Source organism: Acinetobacter sp. SK-43 (assembly GCF_015351505.1).
GTDB lineage: Bacteria > Pseudomonadota > Gammaproteobacteria > Pseudomonadales > Moraxellaceae > Acinetobacter > Acinetobacter junii.
In genome coordinates this window covers 34961-52766 of sequence record NZ_JADKPY010000027.1, presented here as the reverse complement: position 1 = coordinate 52766, position 17806 = coordinate 34961, and the positions used below count along the sequence as shown (strand labels likewise).

Here is a 17806-nt window from a genome sequence, read left to right as displayed (position 1 = left end):
ATGGTTTTGCCTACTTTTCCCGAAATGAGAAACATCGTTTCGTAAGGTAGGTCGCCGAAGGCATATCCTGAAAATGGATGAGTACTCGGCACGATTCCGTTAGATCTATAAAATAGGTTTTATCTTAAACTTGTCAAAATCTAAAATATATTGCGAGAACTTTCATTTCAAGCAAGATTGAACGTTGAGTAAATAAAATCTTCAATTACTTGCACAGTATGCTCCACCATAAAACATGGAAAACCATGAGAAGCATCATCAATAGAAACAACAGTTAGATTTTTTGCAGCTAAATTCTGGATATTTTGAACAACTTGGTAAGGAACCAAAGCATCATGCTCAGCAAACACATGCAACTGTCTGCCTTGATAATTTTCATACAAACCAACCAAATTTAATTGCTCCAACAACTGCAAGCCATCCCTAAGCAATGCAATCGCTTGTGGACGAATCAATTTCTGCATAGTTAAGAAGTCCTTTTTGGCAGAACTAGCCCCCTGACACACCAATAAACCAAACCGTTTTAGCGTAGTAATCGCATCTTGTTCAAATGATTGTTTAAACTGCATAAAAGTTTCGACTGGCATTGCTGTCGTCCAATCAGCTTGAGTAACAAAACATGGATTCGATGCCAAAGTGATTAACAGCTTCTGTTCAGCATATTGCTGTTGAATTTCATTAACTAATATCGTTGCCAGTTGACCACCCAGCGACCATCCCACAATGACATCAAATTTCACTGCAAGTTCGACATGCTGCTGCAAAACTTCACTATCGAGAGCATTAAAAATATTCATCCGCTCAACGAGATACCCCTTTTGTTCAAAAGCATCATGTAAAGGTTTTAATAATTCGGCACCACCACCCCAGCCAGTGATGAGTAAGATTTTTTTAGACAATGAGATACCTGTCGATTGCATAATCATTTTGTATAAAACATCGCATAAATTGGTTATTTTTCCTAGCGAGGTCGATTCGATTTGTTAAAATATGACCTATCACACTTTGAGATCAAAATGATGAATACGATAAAGTCCAAAGTTCTTATCGTTTGTAGCACACTTATGTTGCTCGGATCAGCGAGTTCAAGCTTTGCTCAAACCTCTATTTTCTCTAAACAAAATACCGCTCAAAAAGAATGGGTTGGACAGTCTGCACCAGATTTCAAACTGCAAGATCAAAGTGGAAAATGGCATACGTTAAGCCAATACAAAGGCAAATGGATTGTGCTTTATTTCTATCCAAAAGACGATACAGCTGGTTGTACCCAAGAAGCCAATCAATTTAAATCGCTTTATCCTCAGTTTTTAAAATCTAATGCTGTGGTACTAGGTGTGAGCTTGGACGATGTCGCGTCACATCAGAAATTCTCAAAAAAACTAGGACTTCCTTTCCCAATTTTGGCTGATGATAAAGGCGACCTTGCTGGAAAATTTGGCATTGTTCGAAATCTAGGTATTACCAAAATTGCTAAGCGAGAGAGTTTTTTAATTAATCCACAAGGTGCAGTCATTTATCATTACACGAGTGTGAATACACAGACACATGCCGATCAAGTATTGAAAGATTTAAAAAACTTACAGAAAAAATAGAATATCAAATAAAAAAACTCAGCATGTGCTGAGTTTTTTTATTTCACAAATCTTAGATTTGCGATTGAATATAATTCTGTAAACCAATCAATTCGATCAAACGTAATTGTTTTTCTAACCAATAAGTATGATCTTCTTCTGTGTCAGAAAGCTGCTGACGCAACATATCACGGCTAATAAAATCGCCTTTTTCTTCGCAGAGTTTGATTCCTGTCGCCAGTTTTTCACGTACATGATATTCAAGTGCTAAATCGGCTTTTAAACAACTTACGACATCAGTACCCACATTAATGTCTTCACGGTTCATGTTTGGTTGTGCACCTAAAAACAGAACACGGCGAATAATGGCATCTGCATGTGAGGCTTCTTCTTGCATTTCATGATCAATGCGTTCATAAATTTTGCTCAAACCCCAATCTTCATACATTCTTGAATGAATTAAATATTGATCACGAGCAGCCAACTCACCGCCAATGAGCATATTTAAATAGTCGATGACTTCTGGATTGCCACGCATAATATTTACTCCTTTCGAATACAAGTATTATGAGCAACTTACAAGACATTTGCAAAAAATTAATTGTGTAAGTTTATGATTTTTATAAAATTAAAATGAGAAACATACGCATTTACAGTTCTAATTCGCATAATTTGTTTAGATAAAATAAGCTCTTGCAGATTTATTACCCCATTCGAAGCGGTAAAGTTACATCATTTTGTATTATTTGATTTTTGTAACGATTAACAATACTTCTTATTTGAAAGTGGAATTGATCAAAAAAACATTAAAAATGACTGGTCAGCTGTTGTTTGTTTGAGCAAAATTCGCTAAATAACTTCAATCACAAAAATCATTAGGAAAAAAAATGGATAAAAGTAAAGCAATTCTAGTCACGGGTGCGACGGGTTATATTGCAGGCTGGATTATAGAACGCTTACTCAACCAAGGTTATAAAGTTCACGCAACCGTTCGAGACCCCTCAAAAAAAGATAAAATTCAACATCTCTATGACCTCGCTGAAAAATCATCAGGTGAAATTCATTTTTTTAAAGCAGACTTACTTGAAGCACATTCATTTGATGAAGCTATGAAAGGCTGTGAGGTTGTTATTCACACTGCGTCCCCTTTCGTAGTCACCAATTACAAAGATGCCGTAAAAGACATTATTGAACCTGCTGTGAAAGGAACAGAGAATGTACTAGAAAGTGTAAACCGCACTGATTCAGTAAAACGAGTTGTTGTGACCTCAAGTATTGCATCAACCTACGGTGATGCGATTGAGATTCAAAATACTGCTCATAATGAATTTGATGAGAGCCACTGGAATAATAGCAGCAGTGAAACTCACCAACCATATCCATATTCAAAAGTGGCTGCCGAACGTAAAGCATGGGAAATGGCTGAACAACAAGATCGCTGGAGCCTTGTTTGTATCAATCCTGCTCTTGTTATGGGTCCATCACTCACTGATGCGAGTCAATCAGGCAGTATTGAAGTATTACAACAGTTTGGTAATGGCACAACCTTATTTGGTGTTCCACCAATGTGGAATGGAATCGTAGATGTTCGAGATGTTGCGGATGCTCACGTTGCAGCTGCCTTAAATACTCAAGCAAAAGGTCGTTATATTATTTGTGGTGGCACACTAAGCTTATTAGAAATGGGCAAAGCTTTAACGCAGAAGTTTGGTTATAAATATCCTTTTCCACACTTTACTGTACCTAAAGCAGCATTCTCATTGGTCGCACCAATATTTGGGCACTCTCGTCAATTCGTAAAACTCAATATGGGATATCCAATTTATTTTAATGCTCAACGTAGCGTAGATGAATTGGGTATCGAATATAGAGACATTCGAGAAAGTGTTTGCGAACATTTCCAACAATTACTTGATGATGGCATTGTAAAAAAACGTGCATAAGCAAAAAGCCCGTTCAATGTGACTCACTGAACGGGCTTTTTTATAGCTTTATTAGGCTTCGTACTGTGCAAGGAACTCTAAAAACTCTTGCTCGTTCATTACACGAATGTCTAACTTTTGTGCCTTATCAAGTTTGCTGCCTGCTTTCTCACCTGCAACGACACATTTGGTTTTACTTGAAACACTACCGCTCACACGCGCACCTAAAGCTTGAAGCCGCTGGGTTGCTTCATCACGCCCCATACTTCCCAATGTGCCAGTCACAACCCAACTTTCACCATTCAAAGGTTGGCGAGTTGGTGCAGTTGGTGCATCCCAATGAATCCCTGCAGCAAGTAAGCGCTCCAAGACCTCTAAGTTATGCTCGGCTTGGAAAAAATCCACAATCCATTCTGCCGTAATATCACCTACATCAGGTGTTTTCTTCAAAGCATCGATATCTGCAGCTTTCAAAGCATCGAAGGTCTGGAAAGTATTGGCGAGCATACGTGCCGTAGTTTCACCTACACCACGAATACCTAAAGCATAAATGAAGCGTGCCAATGTGGTTTTCTTACTCGCATCAATTGCATCAATAAGGTTTTGAACTGACTTTTCACCCATTTTTTCAATGCTGAGTAATTTTTCACGATGTTCATGTAAGTGATAGATATCGGCTACATCTCTGAGTAGATCTAGATGTAATAATGACTCTACCCAACGATCACCTAAGCCCTCAATATCCATAGCCTTGCGTGAAACAAAGTGACGAATCGCCTCAATACGCTGTGCTGCACAATATAAACCACCAGAACAACGAGCTAAAGCCTCACCTTCTGGCATGACGACAGGAGAATCACATACTGGACAATTCGTTGGTAGATAAACAAGCTCAGCATCGGCAGGTCTAAATTCAGCCCATACCTTTTCAACTTTTGGAATCACATCACCCGTACGATACACGCTGACGGTATCACCAACACGTACATCTAAACGATGAATTTCACCAATATTATGTAAAGTTACATTCGAGACAGTCACACCACCAACGAAGACAGGAGCTAAACGAGCAACAGGTGTTAGCGTGCCAGTACGCCCTACTTGCCAGTCAATATTTTCAACCTTGGTCAAAGCCGCTTGCGCTGGGAATTTATAGGCTGTCGCCCAACGTGGCTCTCGACTTAAAAAGCCCAGTTGTTGCTGCTGTTTAAGGTCATCGACTTTGACCACCATCCCATCAATTTCAACTTTGAGATTCGGACGTTCAAGCTGAATTTGCTCATAGCGTTGTTGGACTTCTTCAATCGACTCACAAAGATATTGGCGCTCTGCGATCTCAAAGCCAAATTTGGTCAACCAGTGCAAACTGTCATGCATCGTCGTTAAGCCATGATGAGGCTCGCATTGAGCAATACCATAAGCATAAAAAGCCAATGGACGGGATGCTGCGATATTGGGATCAAGCTGTCTTAAACTCCCCGCAGCAGCATTTCGTGGATTAGCAAAGGTCTTTTCACCTTTAGCCTCTTGATCTGCATTGAGCTTTTCAAAACCTGATTTTGGCATCAATACTTCTCCACGCACCTCTAAGAGTTGTGGAATAGCTTGGTGCTGAGAAGATAAAATCTTAGGCAAATTACGGATGGTTTTGACATTTTGAGTAATATCCTCTCCTGTTTCTCCATCACCACGAGTTACGCCTCGAATCAACACACCATTTTCATACCAAAGTGAAATCGCTAAACCATCAAGTTTAAGTTCAACCTCATATTGAACCTTTTGATTCGGTAGGCGCTCATCAATACGACGTGCAAAGGCAAATAAATCATCCTGATTGAAAACATTACCTAATGACAGCATCGGCACTGCATGAGTCACACTTTCAAATTTTGATAATGCTTGTCCACCAACTTTATTCGTGGGTGTATCAGCTTGCATAAACTCTGGATACTGTTGTTCTAATGCTTTAAGTTGATGAAATAAATGGTCATATTCACTGTCGGTGATCGTAGGTTGATCCATCACGTAGTAAGCATGATTATGTTTAGCGATCAATTGAATCAATTGACGCATTTGCTCAATAACTGAGTTTTGTTCCATTTAAATTTCACCATATAAAAGGGCGGAAAACCGCCCTATGTCTTTCATTGCATTTATTACAAAAATTTGATTTTAAACAGTTGTTTGACTTGGTCGATAGTCAATCACATGATGACGCCAATGCTCTTTCAACTGCGGAGAAAACTCGAGGTTATTCTCATCATAAACTTTACCATCAATTTCACGCGCAATTAATCCTGCAATACTGGTCATCATATCGTAACCAGTAACCGCTTTGCTGTTTGGTAAGGCAAGGAAGAAAGCCAAGCCCTGTACTTGCTCACCCGATAATGTCTCCAAGTCAAAACCTGCTGGACCATTATCTGTAATGCGCAATACTGAAAACATCAAAGCACTTGGTTCATCAGTATTTTCATAGCGATGGAAACATGACATTTCGCCAAAACGCAAACCGTATTTAAGTAATACTTTTAATGCTTTGTCACCAGAAAGTGCTCGACGCGGGTTTGGATAGACATTTAAGGCAATAATTTCTTCAGCAGTTGCTAACGCACTTTCATCATCGTAACGTTGTTGCTCATGCAAATGGACATCTAAAATATTGCTTTCACCATCAAACTCAGCAATCTCAACAGTCTCAATACTTGGGTTTAACGTGAGTTCAGGCTCAACTTTCGCTTCATCAAGTTTATCGGAAGGATTTACCTGATCCTCCAAAACCTTCTCTTCTGTCTGAGTTGGAGTTGAAAGTACAGCTTCAGTTGCTACAGATGTTTTAACTTCAGCTGATTCAGCAATTTCTTGAACTTTTTCAGGTTCAGATACTTTTTCAACTACAGTGACTGGTTGAGAAGCAGTAACGGGAGCAGCTTCGATTGGATTAGTTTTAAAACTCGGCTCAACACGCTCAACAGCAAGCTCAGGAGTTTCCACTTTAAGAATCTGATCTCTCACATGACGTGGAATCACAGGCTGATTACTTTCAGGATTAATGTGCAAATCTGCTTCTAGTGAAGGCTCAACTGGTTTTGGTTTTCTTAAAATCATTATCAAACCAACGAGCATAATCACAACGGCAATAACAATGCCTATTATTGTATTCATTTCCATATTAGGACTCCGCAACTAACCCGTATTCTTTTGCCTGTTCTAAATCGACAGTCACTAATTTTGATGTACCTGGCTCTGGCATGGTCACTCCCAATAAATCAGTTGCCATTGTCATCGCCAATTTATTATGTGTAATGTAAATGAATTGTACCTGTTCAGAAAGCTCTTTTACCAAATTACAATACCGTTGTACATTCGCATCATCCAATGGCGCATCTACTTCATCTAGAACGCAGAAAGGCGCTGGATTCAATCTAAATATCGCAAACACCAAAGCTAAAGCAGTGAGTGCTTTTTCTCCGCCCGACAGCAAAGCCAGCGAGCTATTACGTTTGCCTGGTGGTCGAGCCATTAATTTGACACCTGACTGCCAGTCATCCTCAAGACTCAAAGTGGCTTCACCACCGTTAAAAACTTTAGGGAACAATACTTGTAGCTCTTGGTTGACCTGATCAAAGGTGGTCATAAATAGCTTTCGTGTTTCTTGATCAATGCTTTTCATTGCATCTTTTAGTTGGTCAACAGTATTTTGCAAATCTTGCATCTGATGGCTAAGCTCATCAAACCGCTGTGACACCTCTTCGTATTCTTGAGAAGCTGCTAAATTAACTGCGCCAATTTTCTCAAACTGTTGTTGTGCTTTTTCCAGTTTTTGCTGATGCTCTTTAATTTCAATCGACAGATCAGATACAGGTTCGGAATTAAGTTCTTTGAGTTGTTCTAAATAATGTTCACGATCTGACTTAGCCGCCTGCCATGCCAAGCGTTTTTGTTCCAACTGTTCACGCACCTGTTCATCTTTTTGTTGGGCTTGATGGCGTTGCTCTGTCAGTTGTTGCTGCTTTTCTTGTACTTGATTCAATTCAAGCTGCCATTCATTCCAATTTTTTTGCAATTTTTCAGTTTGCTGGAACTGTTCTTGGAATTGTGATTCGAGGTTAGGTAACTCGAGTTGAATTGGATCAACAAATTTCTTTGCCTGTTCTATTTGCTCAATAATTTGTCGATATTGTGTCTTTAAAAAAGAAATATCTTTTTCCAACAACTCAATCTGTTGATTGGCTTGTGAAGTCTGCTGGCGTAATACTTCACGTTGTTGTTGTTGTTGAGTCAACTGTTGTTGTTGCTCATCTAACTGCTCATTTAAACTTTCAACCTGAAACTGCAAAGTTTTATAGTTCGGTAATACCGCTTCTAATTTAATTGCTAGTGCATGCAGATCAATTTCTAGATCATCTCTCTGCATCGCATCTTCTTCAAGCTGCAAATCCAATTGTTTTAGTTGATCTGCCAATTGTTGTTGCTGCAATACAAAAGCCTGTGCAGTACTTTGTAATTTAGCAATTTGCACATCGAGTTGTTGTAATTCTTTTTGCTTTTGTTTTTGGCTTTGTTGCTGTTGCTGTAAATGTTGTTGCTGTTGCTGCAAAGTTTGTTGTTGAACAGAAAATTGGTTTTCTAACTCAAGTAATTGTTGCTGCATTTCTGCAAGTTGTTGTTCGATTTCCTCTAAACGCACTTGATGGCTTAGCATGCCCTGTGCACTTTGGCTATCTTCATCATAGTGCAGAGCGATCACCCAATCAGCCCCGACATGATAACCATCAAGCGTCAAAATCGATTGTGCATGAATAAGGTCAGACTGATAACTCAATGCTGTTGTTAAATCATCTGCAACGGCAACATTTGCCCAGAGCGAAGATTGTGGAGCTTCAATAAAATCATTTAAACAACGCAGTTGTTGTATTTGAATCTTTTGCTGCGTGGATGATTTTAACTGACGTGCCACATCTTCTTGGAATGTTTGTCCACTTTCGATCAACTGTGCTTGTAACCATTTAGCTAAAAATTTCTCAATGATCACAGCATGAGATTTGCCTTGAGTTGTTAAGCGCAAGCTTTGCATCAATCGAACAGCATTTTGATTTTGTTTTGAACTCTGCTTCGCCAGCAATTGATTCAAATTTTTCTGTTCAGCCAATAGAACTTGAATTTCTGTTTTTAAACTCTGTAGATTGGTTTTATCTTGCTGTTGTTGATCCTGCAAAATCTTTGTATTTTGTTGAAATTGCTCTATTTCGGTTTCTAAAATAATGATTTCTTGTTGTAATTTCTGCTGTAATTGTTCTAGTTGCGCTTGCTCATCATCCTGAACCTGAGCACGAATCTGATTACTTTGGTTCTGCAAAGTCTGCTTTTGTTGTTCGATTCGTTGCACATTTTTAGCAAGCTGTTCAATTTGTGCCGCCATTTGCAACTTTTTTTGTTGCTGCTGATCAACTTGGGTTTTAATTTGTTCAAATTGTTGTTGTGCTTGTTTTTGTTGCGCCTGAAGATCACTAAAGTGATGTTCGGTCGATTGTGTTTGCTGCTCCAATTCGACTAAGGCTTCACTCTGCTCATCATATTGTGCAGTTAAAGTTTCTACCTGAAGTTCAGAAAGCTGTAGTCGTTCTTTAGTTTGAAGTTTTTGTTGTTCAAGCTGAATCAAACTACTACTATTTTGTTGGAATAAGCTTTGCTTTTGCTCCAAAGTCATTTTCAATTCAGCCAGTTTTTTCTCGGCCTGTTGCCATTCATGCTGCAAAGGTGACGATTGCTGAATCAAACGTTGAAATAAAGCACTTGTCGCTTCTAAATCATGCTCAATTGTATGCGACTCTGACCGAACTAATTTAAAGCGCTCGCCAAGCTCGTTCATTTCAATAGTATATTCTTGTTGTAACTTCTGACTTTGATTCGCTTGGAAAGACAGTATTTCGATTTTTAAAGTACGAATCTGAGTTTCTAAGGTTTTATATTGGATGGCGGCTTCGGACTGGCGTTTTAGCGTTCTCAGCTGTGATTTTAATTCAGCCGCTATATCTTCTAAACGCGCTAAGTTTTGCTCAGTATGTTCTAAATGCTGCAAAGTCTCACGACGACGTGCTTGATAGCGAGATACGCCAGCAGCTTCTTCAATAAACACTCGCATTTCTTCAGGTTTAGCATCAACCAAACGATTGATCATACCCTGTTCAATGACTGCATAAGAACGTGGTCCTAGACCCGTTCCTAGAAAAATATCGGTAATATCACGACGGCGGCATCGTGTGCCATTCAAGAAATATTCTGATTTACCTTCACGTGTGACCTGACGACGAACAGCAAGCTCATTATATGCATTATATGCGCCGCCTAATTTTCCATATGTATTATCGAAACGAAGCTCTACACTGGCAACACCGACAGGTTTACGCTTAGATGTCCCTGTAAAAATAACATCCTGCATACTACCGCCACGCAACTGACGTGCATTTGATTCGCCCATAACCCAACGGATCGCATCAATCACATTCGATTTTCCGCAACCGTTCGGTCCAACTACCGCAGTGCGGTTCGCCTTAAAATGTAAAGTGGTACTATCGGCAAAAGATTTAAAGCCTGAAAGTTTTAAACTGCTTAAACGCATACTGCCCTAACTAACGGCGTGAGCGTCTCGCCCAAGCCAATTCAATCTGTTTCATTCGTGTTAGAGATTCCAACACAAGGTTGCGCAAGTGTCGACAAAAATCTTCCATAAATAAAGCAGCTTGTTGTGATTTTCGGATCAAAATTGCATCAATCACTAACTTAAACAAGGTAAATGATTCTTGTAGTTCTCGACGCGATGTATTTAAGGTTAAAAAATAGCTACGACGTAGTGATGGCAACAATTCCTTATAAAATTGCATCATGTAAGGATTAGCCACCATCTCGTGTTGTTCTGCTAGATATTTAAAAATAGCATCATAGAATTTCTCTATATCACCAGCACGAACAAACTCGACAAGTTGATCCAATAACTCTTGTAGTTGCTCTGCTTCATTTACTCGCCAAGTTTCACTAATACGCTGCACAATATGCCCAAGAACCATCACATTGGTATCAAACAAAGCTTTGACTTGCTGAGCAGACATTTCAGAAACAATCGCCCCACGACGTGGAAAAATTTCGATCAAATATGTACGTTCTAGTAATAACAATGCTTCACGGACAGAGCCACGACTGACATCTAATTCTTTAGCAATGCGCAATTCTTGAATGCGTTCACCCTCGACAAGCTCACCACTAATTATTTGTTCACTAATATATTTTGCAATCTGTTCAGAAAGACTATCCGCCTCTTCGAGATTCATGAGCCCCTCGCTATCTTTGTTATACGCATTTTCCAATGCTGTTTGCGCTTTTTTGTTTTAACTGATCTGACCTTATAAATTCTATATCATTGTCTGACAATTTCATTGCTTTTTAAGCCAATCACTACTTTTAGACACTATTTCATCTTTAAATTTGACTTAATAATCTATTTTTATAATTTAAAGATCAATTATTTAGATACTCTACTCAGCATCAACCGAATATCTGAAACATTTTTTCTAATTGATTTTTATTAATCTTATTCTCATAAATTTTTATTTATGCAAAATAAGTCTCATTTAAAATTCTAGCATCCTCGTTCGTTTATCCAATAAAAAAGTAGTTACAAGCAAACAACCTTATTGTTCATAACTTAATTTCCAAACGAAGATCACCATCTTTAAGCTATAAAGTCCTTTCTTTTCAGTCATTACACGTCAACAACATGACGTGCACTTTTAGAACAAAACAGCCTATTAAATCAACTTAATAGTAATGATTGCATTAAATTAAGAACTAAATTAAACCTTTGTAAATAAAGTAGCTTCCAACAAAAAACAATAATCCTGCAAAACACTTCTTCAGCATCGCTGCTGATAGTCGATGCGCTACCCTAGCGCCAACTTTGGCAGTAATAAAACTCATCACACTAATCCCCAGAAAAGCATATACATGTACATAGCCAATCGTATTGGGAACATCAATCTGTTCTTTTGCACCAAACCACATAAATCCAATCGCACCTGCTAAAGCGATTGGTAAACCACAGGCTGCAGATGTTGCTACAGCTTGTTGCATCACTACACCATGTCGATTGAGATAAGGAACCGTTAAACTCCCGCCCCCAATACCAAAAATCGCGGATGCGATACCAATTCCGCCCCCTGCTGCACATTGTAGAGGTGCTGAAGGTAAATGCTTATTAGGATCAATCTGTGCATGCGCTCCTCTAAACATTTTATAAGCCATCCAAACTGCAAAAATGCCAATCACTAACTGTAAATGTTGTCCTGACATGAGATCAGCAATTCCCGCCCCAAAAAAAGAGCCTAATATCAATCCTGGAGCTAGATTCTTAAATACCGACCATAGCACTGCGCCTTTTTTATGATGCGCCATGACTGAGCTGATTGAGGTAACAACTATGGTTGCAAGTGATGTACCTACAGCTATGTGCACAATGACATTAGGATCATAATTCAGCTGAGTGAATACAATAAATAAAATTGGAACAATTATTAATCCACCACCAACACCAAACAATCCTGCGGTGAATCCAGCAATTGCACCAATGAGCAAATATATGATTAACTCCATGAATACATGACCACTCTACTTGTAAAAAATGATGGATGATTTCGCAACACGCCAGTTACAGCAACTCTTAAATGCAAAAAATCAATATCCAGAAGTGGTGTTATTCAAAACCACAACGACATCTACTAATGATGATATGCGTGAGCTTGCTCAAAAAGGCATAACAACAGGTCTTGTGTGTAGCGCGCAACAAACCAAAGGACGTGGTCAACACCAACGTGAATGGGTTTCCCCTGATGGAAATGTTTATTTAAGCACACTGATTCAAACCAATACAGCACTTGATGGGCGACTTGCACTTGAAGTTGCTTTGAATATTTTACAGATCCCATGCTTACGTAACTTATCATTAAACGTCAAATGGCCAAATGATTTATACAGTTCACAAGGGAAATGGGGTGGGATCTTAGTTGAACCACTTTCTGCAAATCAAGCGATTGTCGGTGTAGGTATTAATATCAACACCCCTAATGTGGAAGATGCAGATCAATCCATTACATCACTACATCATTTAGGACTACAGCAACTTGAACGATTTCAGCTTATTGCTGAATTATATGTTGCGATTCAACAAGCAGCTCAATGGTTCGAACATGGTAGCTATAATCTAGCTGAACGATTTAATCATCATGCGATTTGGATCAATGAATTTGTAGAATTTGAACATGCACTAGGTAAAACCTATGGTCAGTTCCAAGGCATTTCGAATGATGGTGCCGTTATAATCAAATCAGATCAAACACAACAGTTCTATCAAGGTCGTTTACGTCTTGCATCTAACTAAGGGATCACAATGCGATGAAAAGTTTATGGCTTGATATTGGTAATACACGTTTAAAATATTGGATTACACAGCAAGATCAAATTATTGAGCATGCTGCTGAATTACATCTCCAATCGCCTGCCGACTTGTTGTTAGGACTTATTCAACATTTTCGTTATCAGAACATTACTCACGTTGGGGTATCTTCTGTTCTCGACAGTGAAAATAATCATCGTATTAAAACAATCCTAGATATTTTAGAAATACCCGTCATTTTTGCCAAAGTACATGCTGAATATGCTGGATTACGATGTGGCTACGATGTTCCAAGTCAGTTAGGAATAGACCGATGGTTGCAAGTATTAGCAACCGCTAAACCGAATGAGAGCTATTGTGTCATTGGATGCGGAACGGCTTTAACTATTGATCTTATTGATGGTTTTCAACATCTAGGTGGATATATTTTACCTAATCTGTACTTACAGCGTGACTCTCTGATTCAAAACACTAAGGGTATCAAAATTCCAGATTCTGCCTTTGATAATCTAGATCCAGGACATAACACCGTTGATGCTGTTCATCATGGCATTCTCTTGGGCTTGATTAGCACGATTCACCAAATCATGCAGCAATCGCCAAGAAAGCTCGTACTCACAGGTGGTGATGCCAATTTGTTTGAAAAATTTTTAAAGCATTATCAACCGCAAATCGAATCGGATTTACTTTTAAAAGGCTTAAAACATTATGTTCAGGTCAACTCTGCTGCTACTAATGTTTGAATTACCTTAAATAAATGTTCAAATTCACGATAGCCATCATCCTCACAAAAATGTCCTGCTTGGCTTACTTCAATCAATTGCGCATTAATATGATGTGCAAATTTGAATGTGTATGGCACAGGCACGACAGGATCATTACTTGAAAAAAACACGATACGTCGAAGGATATTCGTTCGAAGGTATTTGCTATCGAAACGATTTTCTTGAATAAATTGATTCCATTCTGGATGTTGCGGAATTGTTTCGTTAAAACCTGCTAAAAATAATGCTGCCTTAATAGATGTCCCTTTGAGCTTATCAGCCAGATATCTCGCTGCCGCTAGACAAGATAATCCATGTGCAACCAAAATACTTTGTTGATTAATAGTATTTAATTGAGCCTCTAAGCAAGTTTGCCAAACCTCCGCATCAGGATGACTTGAATCAGCCAGAACAACTCTTTCAGCAGCGATACCAATGCTTTTTAGTTGTTGCTCTAACCAGATATACCAATGCTGTTCTGGATTTGCATTTTCACAATGCAAAATAAAAACCTTATTTTTCATATCTTGTGACATAGTTTACATTTATCAATAAAATCATATATTTAATTTTTATTATCTAATTTTTACTAAACGTTTAGTGTTTAATTTTGTACTATTTTTATACACTAACATTTTTATACACCAACCATCAGTTAATAAAAAAGGCGCTAATGCGCCTTCTAATGAAAGTATGGGCTTTTATTTATTATTTTTTGGTATCGTTGTTACCAAATAATGGTCCCATACCGCCACCACCACCGAATTGTTTCTGCATATTGCCCAAGGATTTCAACATTTTGCTCATGCCTGATGGATTCGCAAATTTCTTCATCATCTTCGCCATTTGTGCTTGTTGCTTGATCAATTTATTCACTTCAGCAACATCCATACCACAACCAGCAGCAATACGTTTTTTACGGCTTGGATTAATTAAATCAGGATTACGACGTTCTTTAATCGTCATCGACTGAATAATCGCTTCCATACGCTTAACTTGCTTTTCAGGATTAGCTTTTTCAATTGCATCCTGAATGCCCGCATTACTCATACCAGGCAACTTATCCAAGAAGCCCATCATGCCGCCCATTTTACTCATTTGCTCAAATTGCATCAGCATATCTTCAAAGTTGAAGGTACCGCCTTTTTGCAATTTTTTCGCCATTTTTTCGGCTTTTTCTTTGTCGATCTTACGTTCAACTTCTTCGACTAAAGAAAGGACATCACCCATACCCAAGATACGTTGTGCAACACGATCTGGGTGGAATGGCTCAAGCGCATCTAGTTTCTCACCAATACCCAAGAACTTGATCGGCTTACCCGTGATGGCACGAACAGAAAGTGCAGCACCACCGCGTGCATCACCATCAGTTTTAGTGAGAATCACACCAGTTAAAGCCAAAGCATCATTAAAAGCTTTTGCTGTATTGGCAGCATCTTGACCTGTCATCGCGTCAACGACGAACAAAGTCTCGGTCGGCTTCACAGCAGCATGTAATTCTTTGATCTCATCCATCATGTCTTCATCGACATGTAGACGACCTGCCGTATCGACAATCAAAACGTCAGCAAATTGAATTTTTGCTTGCTCAATCGCACGATTGACAATATCAATTGGTTTTTCTGACGCTTGTGAAGGAATAAAACCAACACCAACTTCATTTGATACTGTTTCTAACTGCTTAATCGCTGCAGGACGATAAACGTCGGCAGAAACAGTCATTACTTTTTTCTTTTGGCGCTCTTTGAGGAAGCGCGCTAATTTTGCAGCCGTCGTGGTTTTACCAGCACCTTGCAAACCAGCAAGAAGGACCACAACAGGTGGTTTTGCGCTTAAATCAAGAGTCTCATTTGCCTCACCCATCATTTTGGTGAGTTCATCATAGACAATTTTTACAAATGCCTGACCTGGAGAAAGCTGAGTCATTACTTCTTGACCAAGTGCTTCTTCCTTCACCTTCGCGATAAATTCACGAGTTACAGGTAACGCCACATCGGCTTCAAGAAGTGCCATACGTACTTCACGTAAGGTATCTTTAATATTGTCTTCGGTCAGCTGCCCTGAGCCAGTAACATTTCTTAAACTCTGTGTGAGTCGTTCTGTTAAGGTATCAAACATTGCGAAATCCGCTTAAAATGGCTAGTTGCAAAAAAATCTTTCTTAAAATAGAAAATTTATGCATAAGATGCTATAGGATACTGTAGTTCGAAGCGAATTTATATCTTATATGGTGAATATTATTCATCCCCCTAAAAAAGGTTTGACATGATCAGTCTCCCCTTGGTTTACACAATTTTGGCACTTGTCTCATATACCAGTTCATTCTGGTATCTGTTTATCCATTTAATGTCAAAACGTACTCCAAATCTTTGGTGTTATGGTCTTATTGTTGTATTAGGATTAATACTTCATGGTCTTGTCCTGTCACAGGATATGATCACACCGTTAGGGGTAAATTATGATGTATTTAATCTCATTTCCTTTACCTCTGGACTGATGTTAAGCCTAAGTTTAATTTTGAGTCTGATTCGCCCAATATTACCTCTAAATTTAATCGGCATTCCTGTTGCTGCGATTGGACTAATCCTAGGGTTTTCTTTGAGCCAATCCAATCAAACCATTGAACATCATGGAGTCGGTTTAGATACCCATATTATTTTGTCTTTGTCCGCTTATGCGGTTCTGTTAATGGCAACCATTCAAGCAGTTCTATTATGGTTTCAAGACAGAGAACTCAAGAAAAAACAAAAAAAACGTATTTGGGTCAACCTGCTCCCTCCTTTTCAAGTGATGGAATCCTTACTTTTTGATTTAATTATTACTGGGTTTGGTTTACTCACCGCTGCACTAATCTTTGGTTTCTTTACCATTGATAATTTCTTTGCTCAACACCTCGCTCACAAAACTGCATTTAGTATTATTTCTTGGTTTTTATATGGAGCTTTACTAATCGGACATTACAAATTTGGTTGGCGTGGACGTAAAGCGATTCGATTTACAATTACAGGATTCGTATTACTAGCAATCGGATTTATTGGCAGTAAATTTGTTTTAGAAATGATATTAGGGCGTTAATTTAACTGTCCCAATAAAAACTAGACAGCTTCTCTTAAAATGCGTATAAACCAGTTTTTGTTTAACTAGGTAATGCATTGTGAAACTCGCACTCGCCCCTATGGAAGGTCTAACAGATCCAATTATGCGTGATGTCCTCACTCATGTTGGTCGTTTTGATTGGTGTGTGACTGAGTTTATTCGTATTACTGACAGCATTCTACCTGACCATATTTATTACAGTTTTTGTCCTGAACTAAAAACTGATGGTAAAACAGCTGCTGGAACGCCTGTACATGTTCAATTTTTGGGAAATAATCCTGAAATGCTCGCAGCCAATGCTGCTAAAGTCGTTGAACTCGGTGCTCCTGCAATTGATCTAAATTTTGGATGTCCAGCTAAAACAGTCAATCGCCATCGCGGCGGTTCAGTTTTATTAGATGAACCTGAAACGGTACATCTCTTAGTCAAAGCTGTTCGTGATGCGGTACCTAAACATATTCCAGTTTCAGCAAAAATGCGACTCGGTTATTTAGATGAAAATCATACACTCGATAATGCACATGCAATTGAAGATGCTGGTGCTAGTTGGCTCACAGTTCATGCTCGTACAAAAGCCGATGGCTATACGCCTCCTGCCTATTGGGAAAAAATCCAGCCGATTACTGAAGCATTGAAAATCAATGTAATTGCCAATGGTGAAATCTGGAATAATGCTGATGCCAAAGCATGTTTAGAACAATCAAATTGCCAAGATTTGATGATAGGACGTGGCGCTGTTACAACTCCAGATTTGACACTCTGTATCCGTGAGAATAGCAATCAAGCGATTTTAACATGGCACGATTTGGTCGTATTACAACAACGTTTTTTAAGTGGACAATTCAAAACTGAAATTGGAATGATTGGTCGTTACAAACAATGGTTAGGTATGATGACTAAAGCCTATCCAGAAGCTCAAGAGTTGTGGAACCTAGTAAAACGAGAAAAGCAACTTGAGAATATTCTTGAATATTTAAATAAAAAATAGGGAGCGATACTCCCTATTTT

At 38.7% G+C, this 17806-nt stretch carries 15 protein-coding genes; 6 read left to right on the top strand and 9 right to left on the bottom strand.

The genetic code is table 11. The features are described from left to right. Positions 1–167 precede the first annotated feature (167 nt). On the bottom strand, positions 168–926 hold the full coding sequence (locus tag IRT38_RS07020) for a hydrolase (RefSeq protein WP_194597299.1): 759 nt from the start codon (positions 924–926) through the stop codon (positions 168–170). Between the two features lie 90 nt (positions 927–1016). Here IRT38_RS07020 and IRT38_RS07015 point away from each other — a divergent pair, with 90 nt between their 5' ends. Then, a complete protein-coding gene (locus tag IRT38_RS07015) occupies positions 1017–1592 on the top strand; it encodes a peroxiredoxin (RefSeq protein WP_194597298.1) in 576 nt (191 codons plus the stop codon). A 52-nt stretch (positions 1593–1644) separates the two neighbouring features. Here the strand turns inward: IRT38_RS07015 and bfr are convergent, their stop codons facing one another. After that, positions 1645–2109 carry a bacterioferritin gene (gene bfr, locus IRT38_RS07010; RefSeq protein ID WP_004952576.1) on the bottom strand — a complete coding sequence of 155 codons (465 nt, stop codon included), beginning with the start codon at positions 2107–2109 and terminating at the stop codon, positions 1645–1647. Between the two features lie 349 nt (positions 2110–2458). Between bfr and IRT38_RS07005 the strand changes: the two genes are divergently transcribed. Beyond that, on the top strand, positions 2459–3514 hold the full coding sequence (locus IRT38_RS07005) for an SDR family oxidoreductase (protein WP_194597297.1): 1056 nt from the start codon (positions 2459–2461) through the stop codon (positions 3512–3514). A gap of 51 nt (positions 3515–3565) precedes the next feature. Here the strand turns inward: IRT38_RS07005 and ligA are convergent, their stop codons facing one another. The 5 genes from ligA to IRT38_RS06980 form a co-directional block, all read right to left on the bottom strand. After that, positions 3566–5593 (bottom strand): NAD-dependent DNA ligase LigA, encoded by a 2028-nt coding sequence (gene ligA / locus IRT38_RS07000; protein ID WP_004952570.1) that lies wholly within the window; start codon positions 5591–5593, stop codon positions 3566–3568. Between the two features lie 72 nt (positions 5594–5665). After that, positions 5666–6664, bottom strand: coding sequence for a cell division protein ZipA C-terminal FtsZ-binding domain-containing protein (locus tag IRT38_RS06995; protein WP_194597296.1), 999 nt, complete (start codon positions 6662–6664; stop codon positions 5666–5668). A 1-nt stretch (position 6665) separates the two neighbouring features. Further along, entirely contained in the window at positions 6666–10115 is a 3450-nt protein-coding gene (gene smc, locus IRT38_RS06990) for a chromosome segregation protein SMC (protein WP_194597295.1), read from the bottom strand. 10 nt (positions 10116–10125) lie between these two features. Continuing rightward, complete coding sequence (locus IRT38_RS06985; RefSeq protein WP_004960197.1) at positions 10126–10821, bottom strand: GntR family transcriptional regulator; 696 nt, start codon at positions 10819–10821, stop codon at positions 10126–10128. 517 nt (positions 10822–11338) lie between these two features. Then, positions 11339–12139 carry a sulfite exporter TauE/SafE family protein gene (locus tag IRT38_RS06980; protein ID WP_194597294.1) on the bottom strand — a complete coding sequence of 267 codons (801 nt, stop codon included), beginning with the start codon at positions 12137–12139 and terminating at the stop codon, positions 11339–11341. Positions 12140–12170: 31 nt separating this feature from the next. Here IRT38_RS06980 and IRT38_RS06975 point away from each other — a divergent pair, with 31 nt between their 5' ends. Next, positions 12171–12923 carry a biotin--[acetyl-CoA-carboxylase] ligase gene (locus IRT38_RS06975; RefSeq protein ID WP_194597293.1) on the top strand — a complete coding sequence of 251 codons (753 nt, stop codon included), beginning with the start codon at positions 12171–12173 and terminating at the stop codon, positions 12921–12923. A gap of 14 nt (positions 12924–12937) precedes the next feature. Next, the gene (locus tag IRT38_RS06970) at positions 12938–13681 is read left to right on the top strand and encodes a pantothenate kinase (protein ID WP_005403130.1); all 744 of its coding nucleotides are present in this window, start codon (positions 12938–12940) and stop codon (positions 13679–13681) included. On the opposite strand, the gene IRT38_RS06965 is transcribed toward IRT38_RS06970, so the two are convergent. Then, a complete protein-coding gene (locus IRT38_RS06965) occupies positions 13651–14238 on the bottom strand; it encodes an RBBP9/YdeN family alpha/beta hydrolase (RefSeq protein ID WP_194597292.1) in 588 nt (195 codons plus the stop codon). The two genes, IRT38_RS06970 and IRT38_RS06965, sit on opposite strands and share 31 nt — an antisense overlap. A 172-nt stretch (positions 14239–14410) precedes the next feature. After that, on the bottom strand, positions 14411–15820 hold the full coding sequence (ffh, locus tag IRT38_RS06960) for a signal recognition particle protein (protein ID WP_004914148.1): 1410 nt from the start codon (positions 15818–15820) through the stop codon (positions 14411–14413). A 147-nt stretch (positions 15821–15967) separates the two neighbouring features. On the opposite strand from ffh, the gene IRT38_RS06955 reads away from it, so the two are divergent. Then, positions 15968–16777 carry an inner membrane protein YpjD gene (locus IRT38_RS06955; protein ID WP_005403133.1) on the top strand — a complete coding sequence of 270 codons (810 nt, stop codon included), beginning with the start codon at positions 15968–15970 and terminating at the stop codon, positions 16775–16777. Between the two features lie 79 nt (positions 16778–16856). Further along, complete coding sequence (locus IRT38_RS06950) at positions 16857–17786, top strand: tRNA dihydrouridine synthase (protein ID WP_125298936.1); 930 nt, start codon at positions 16857–16859, stop codon at positions 17784–17786. Positions 17787–17806 lie beyond the last annotated feature (20 nt).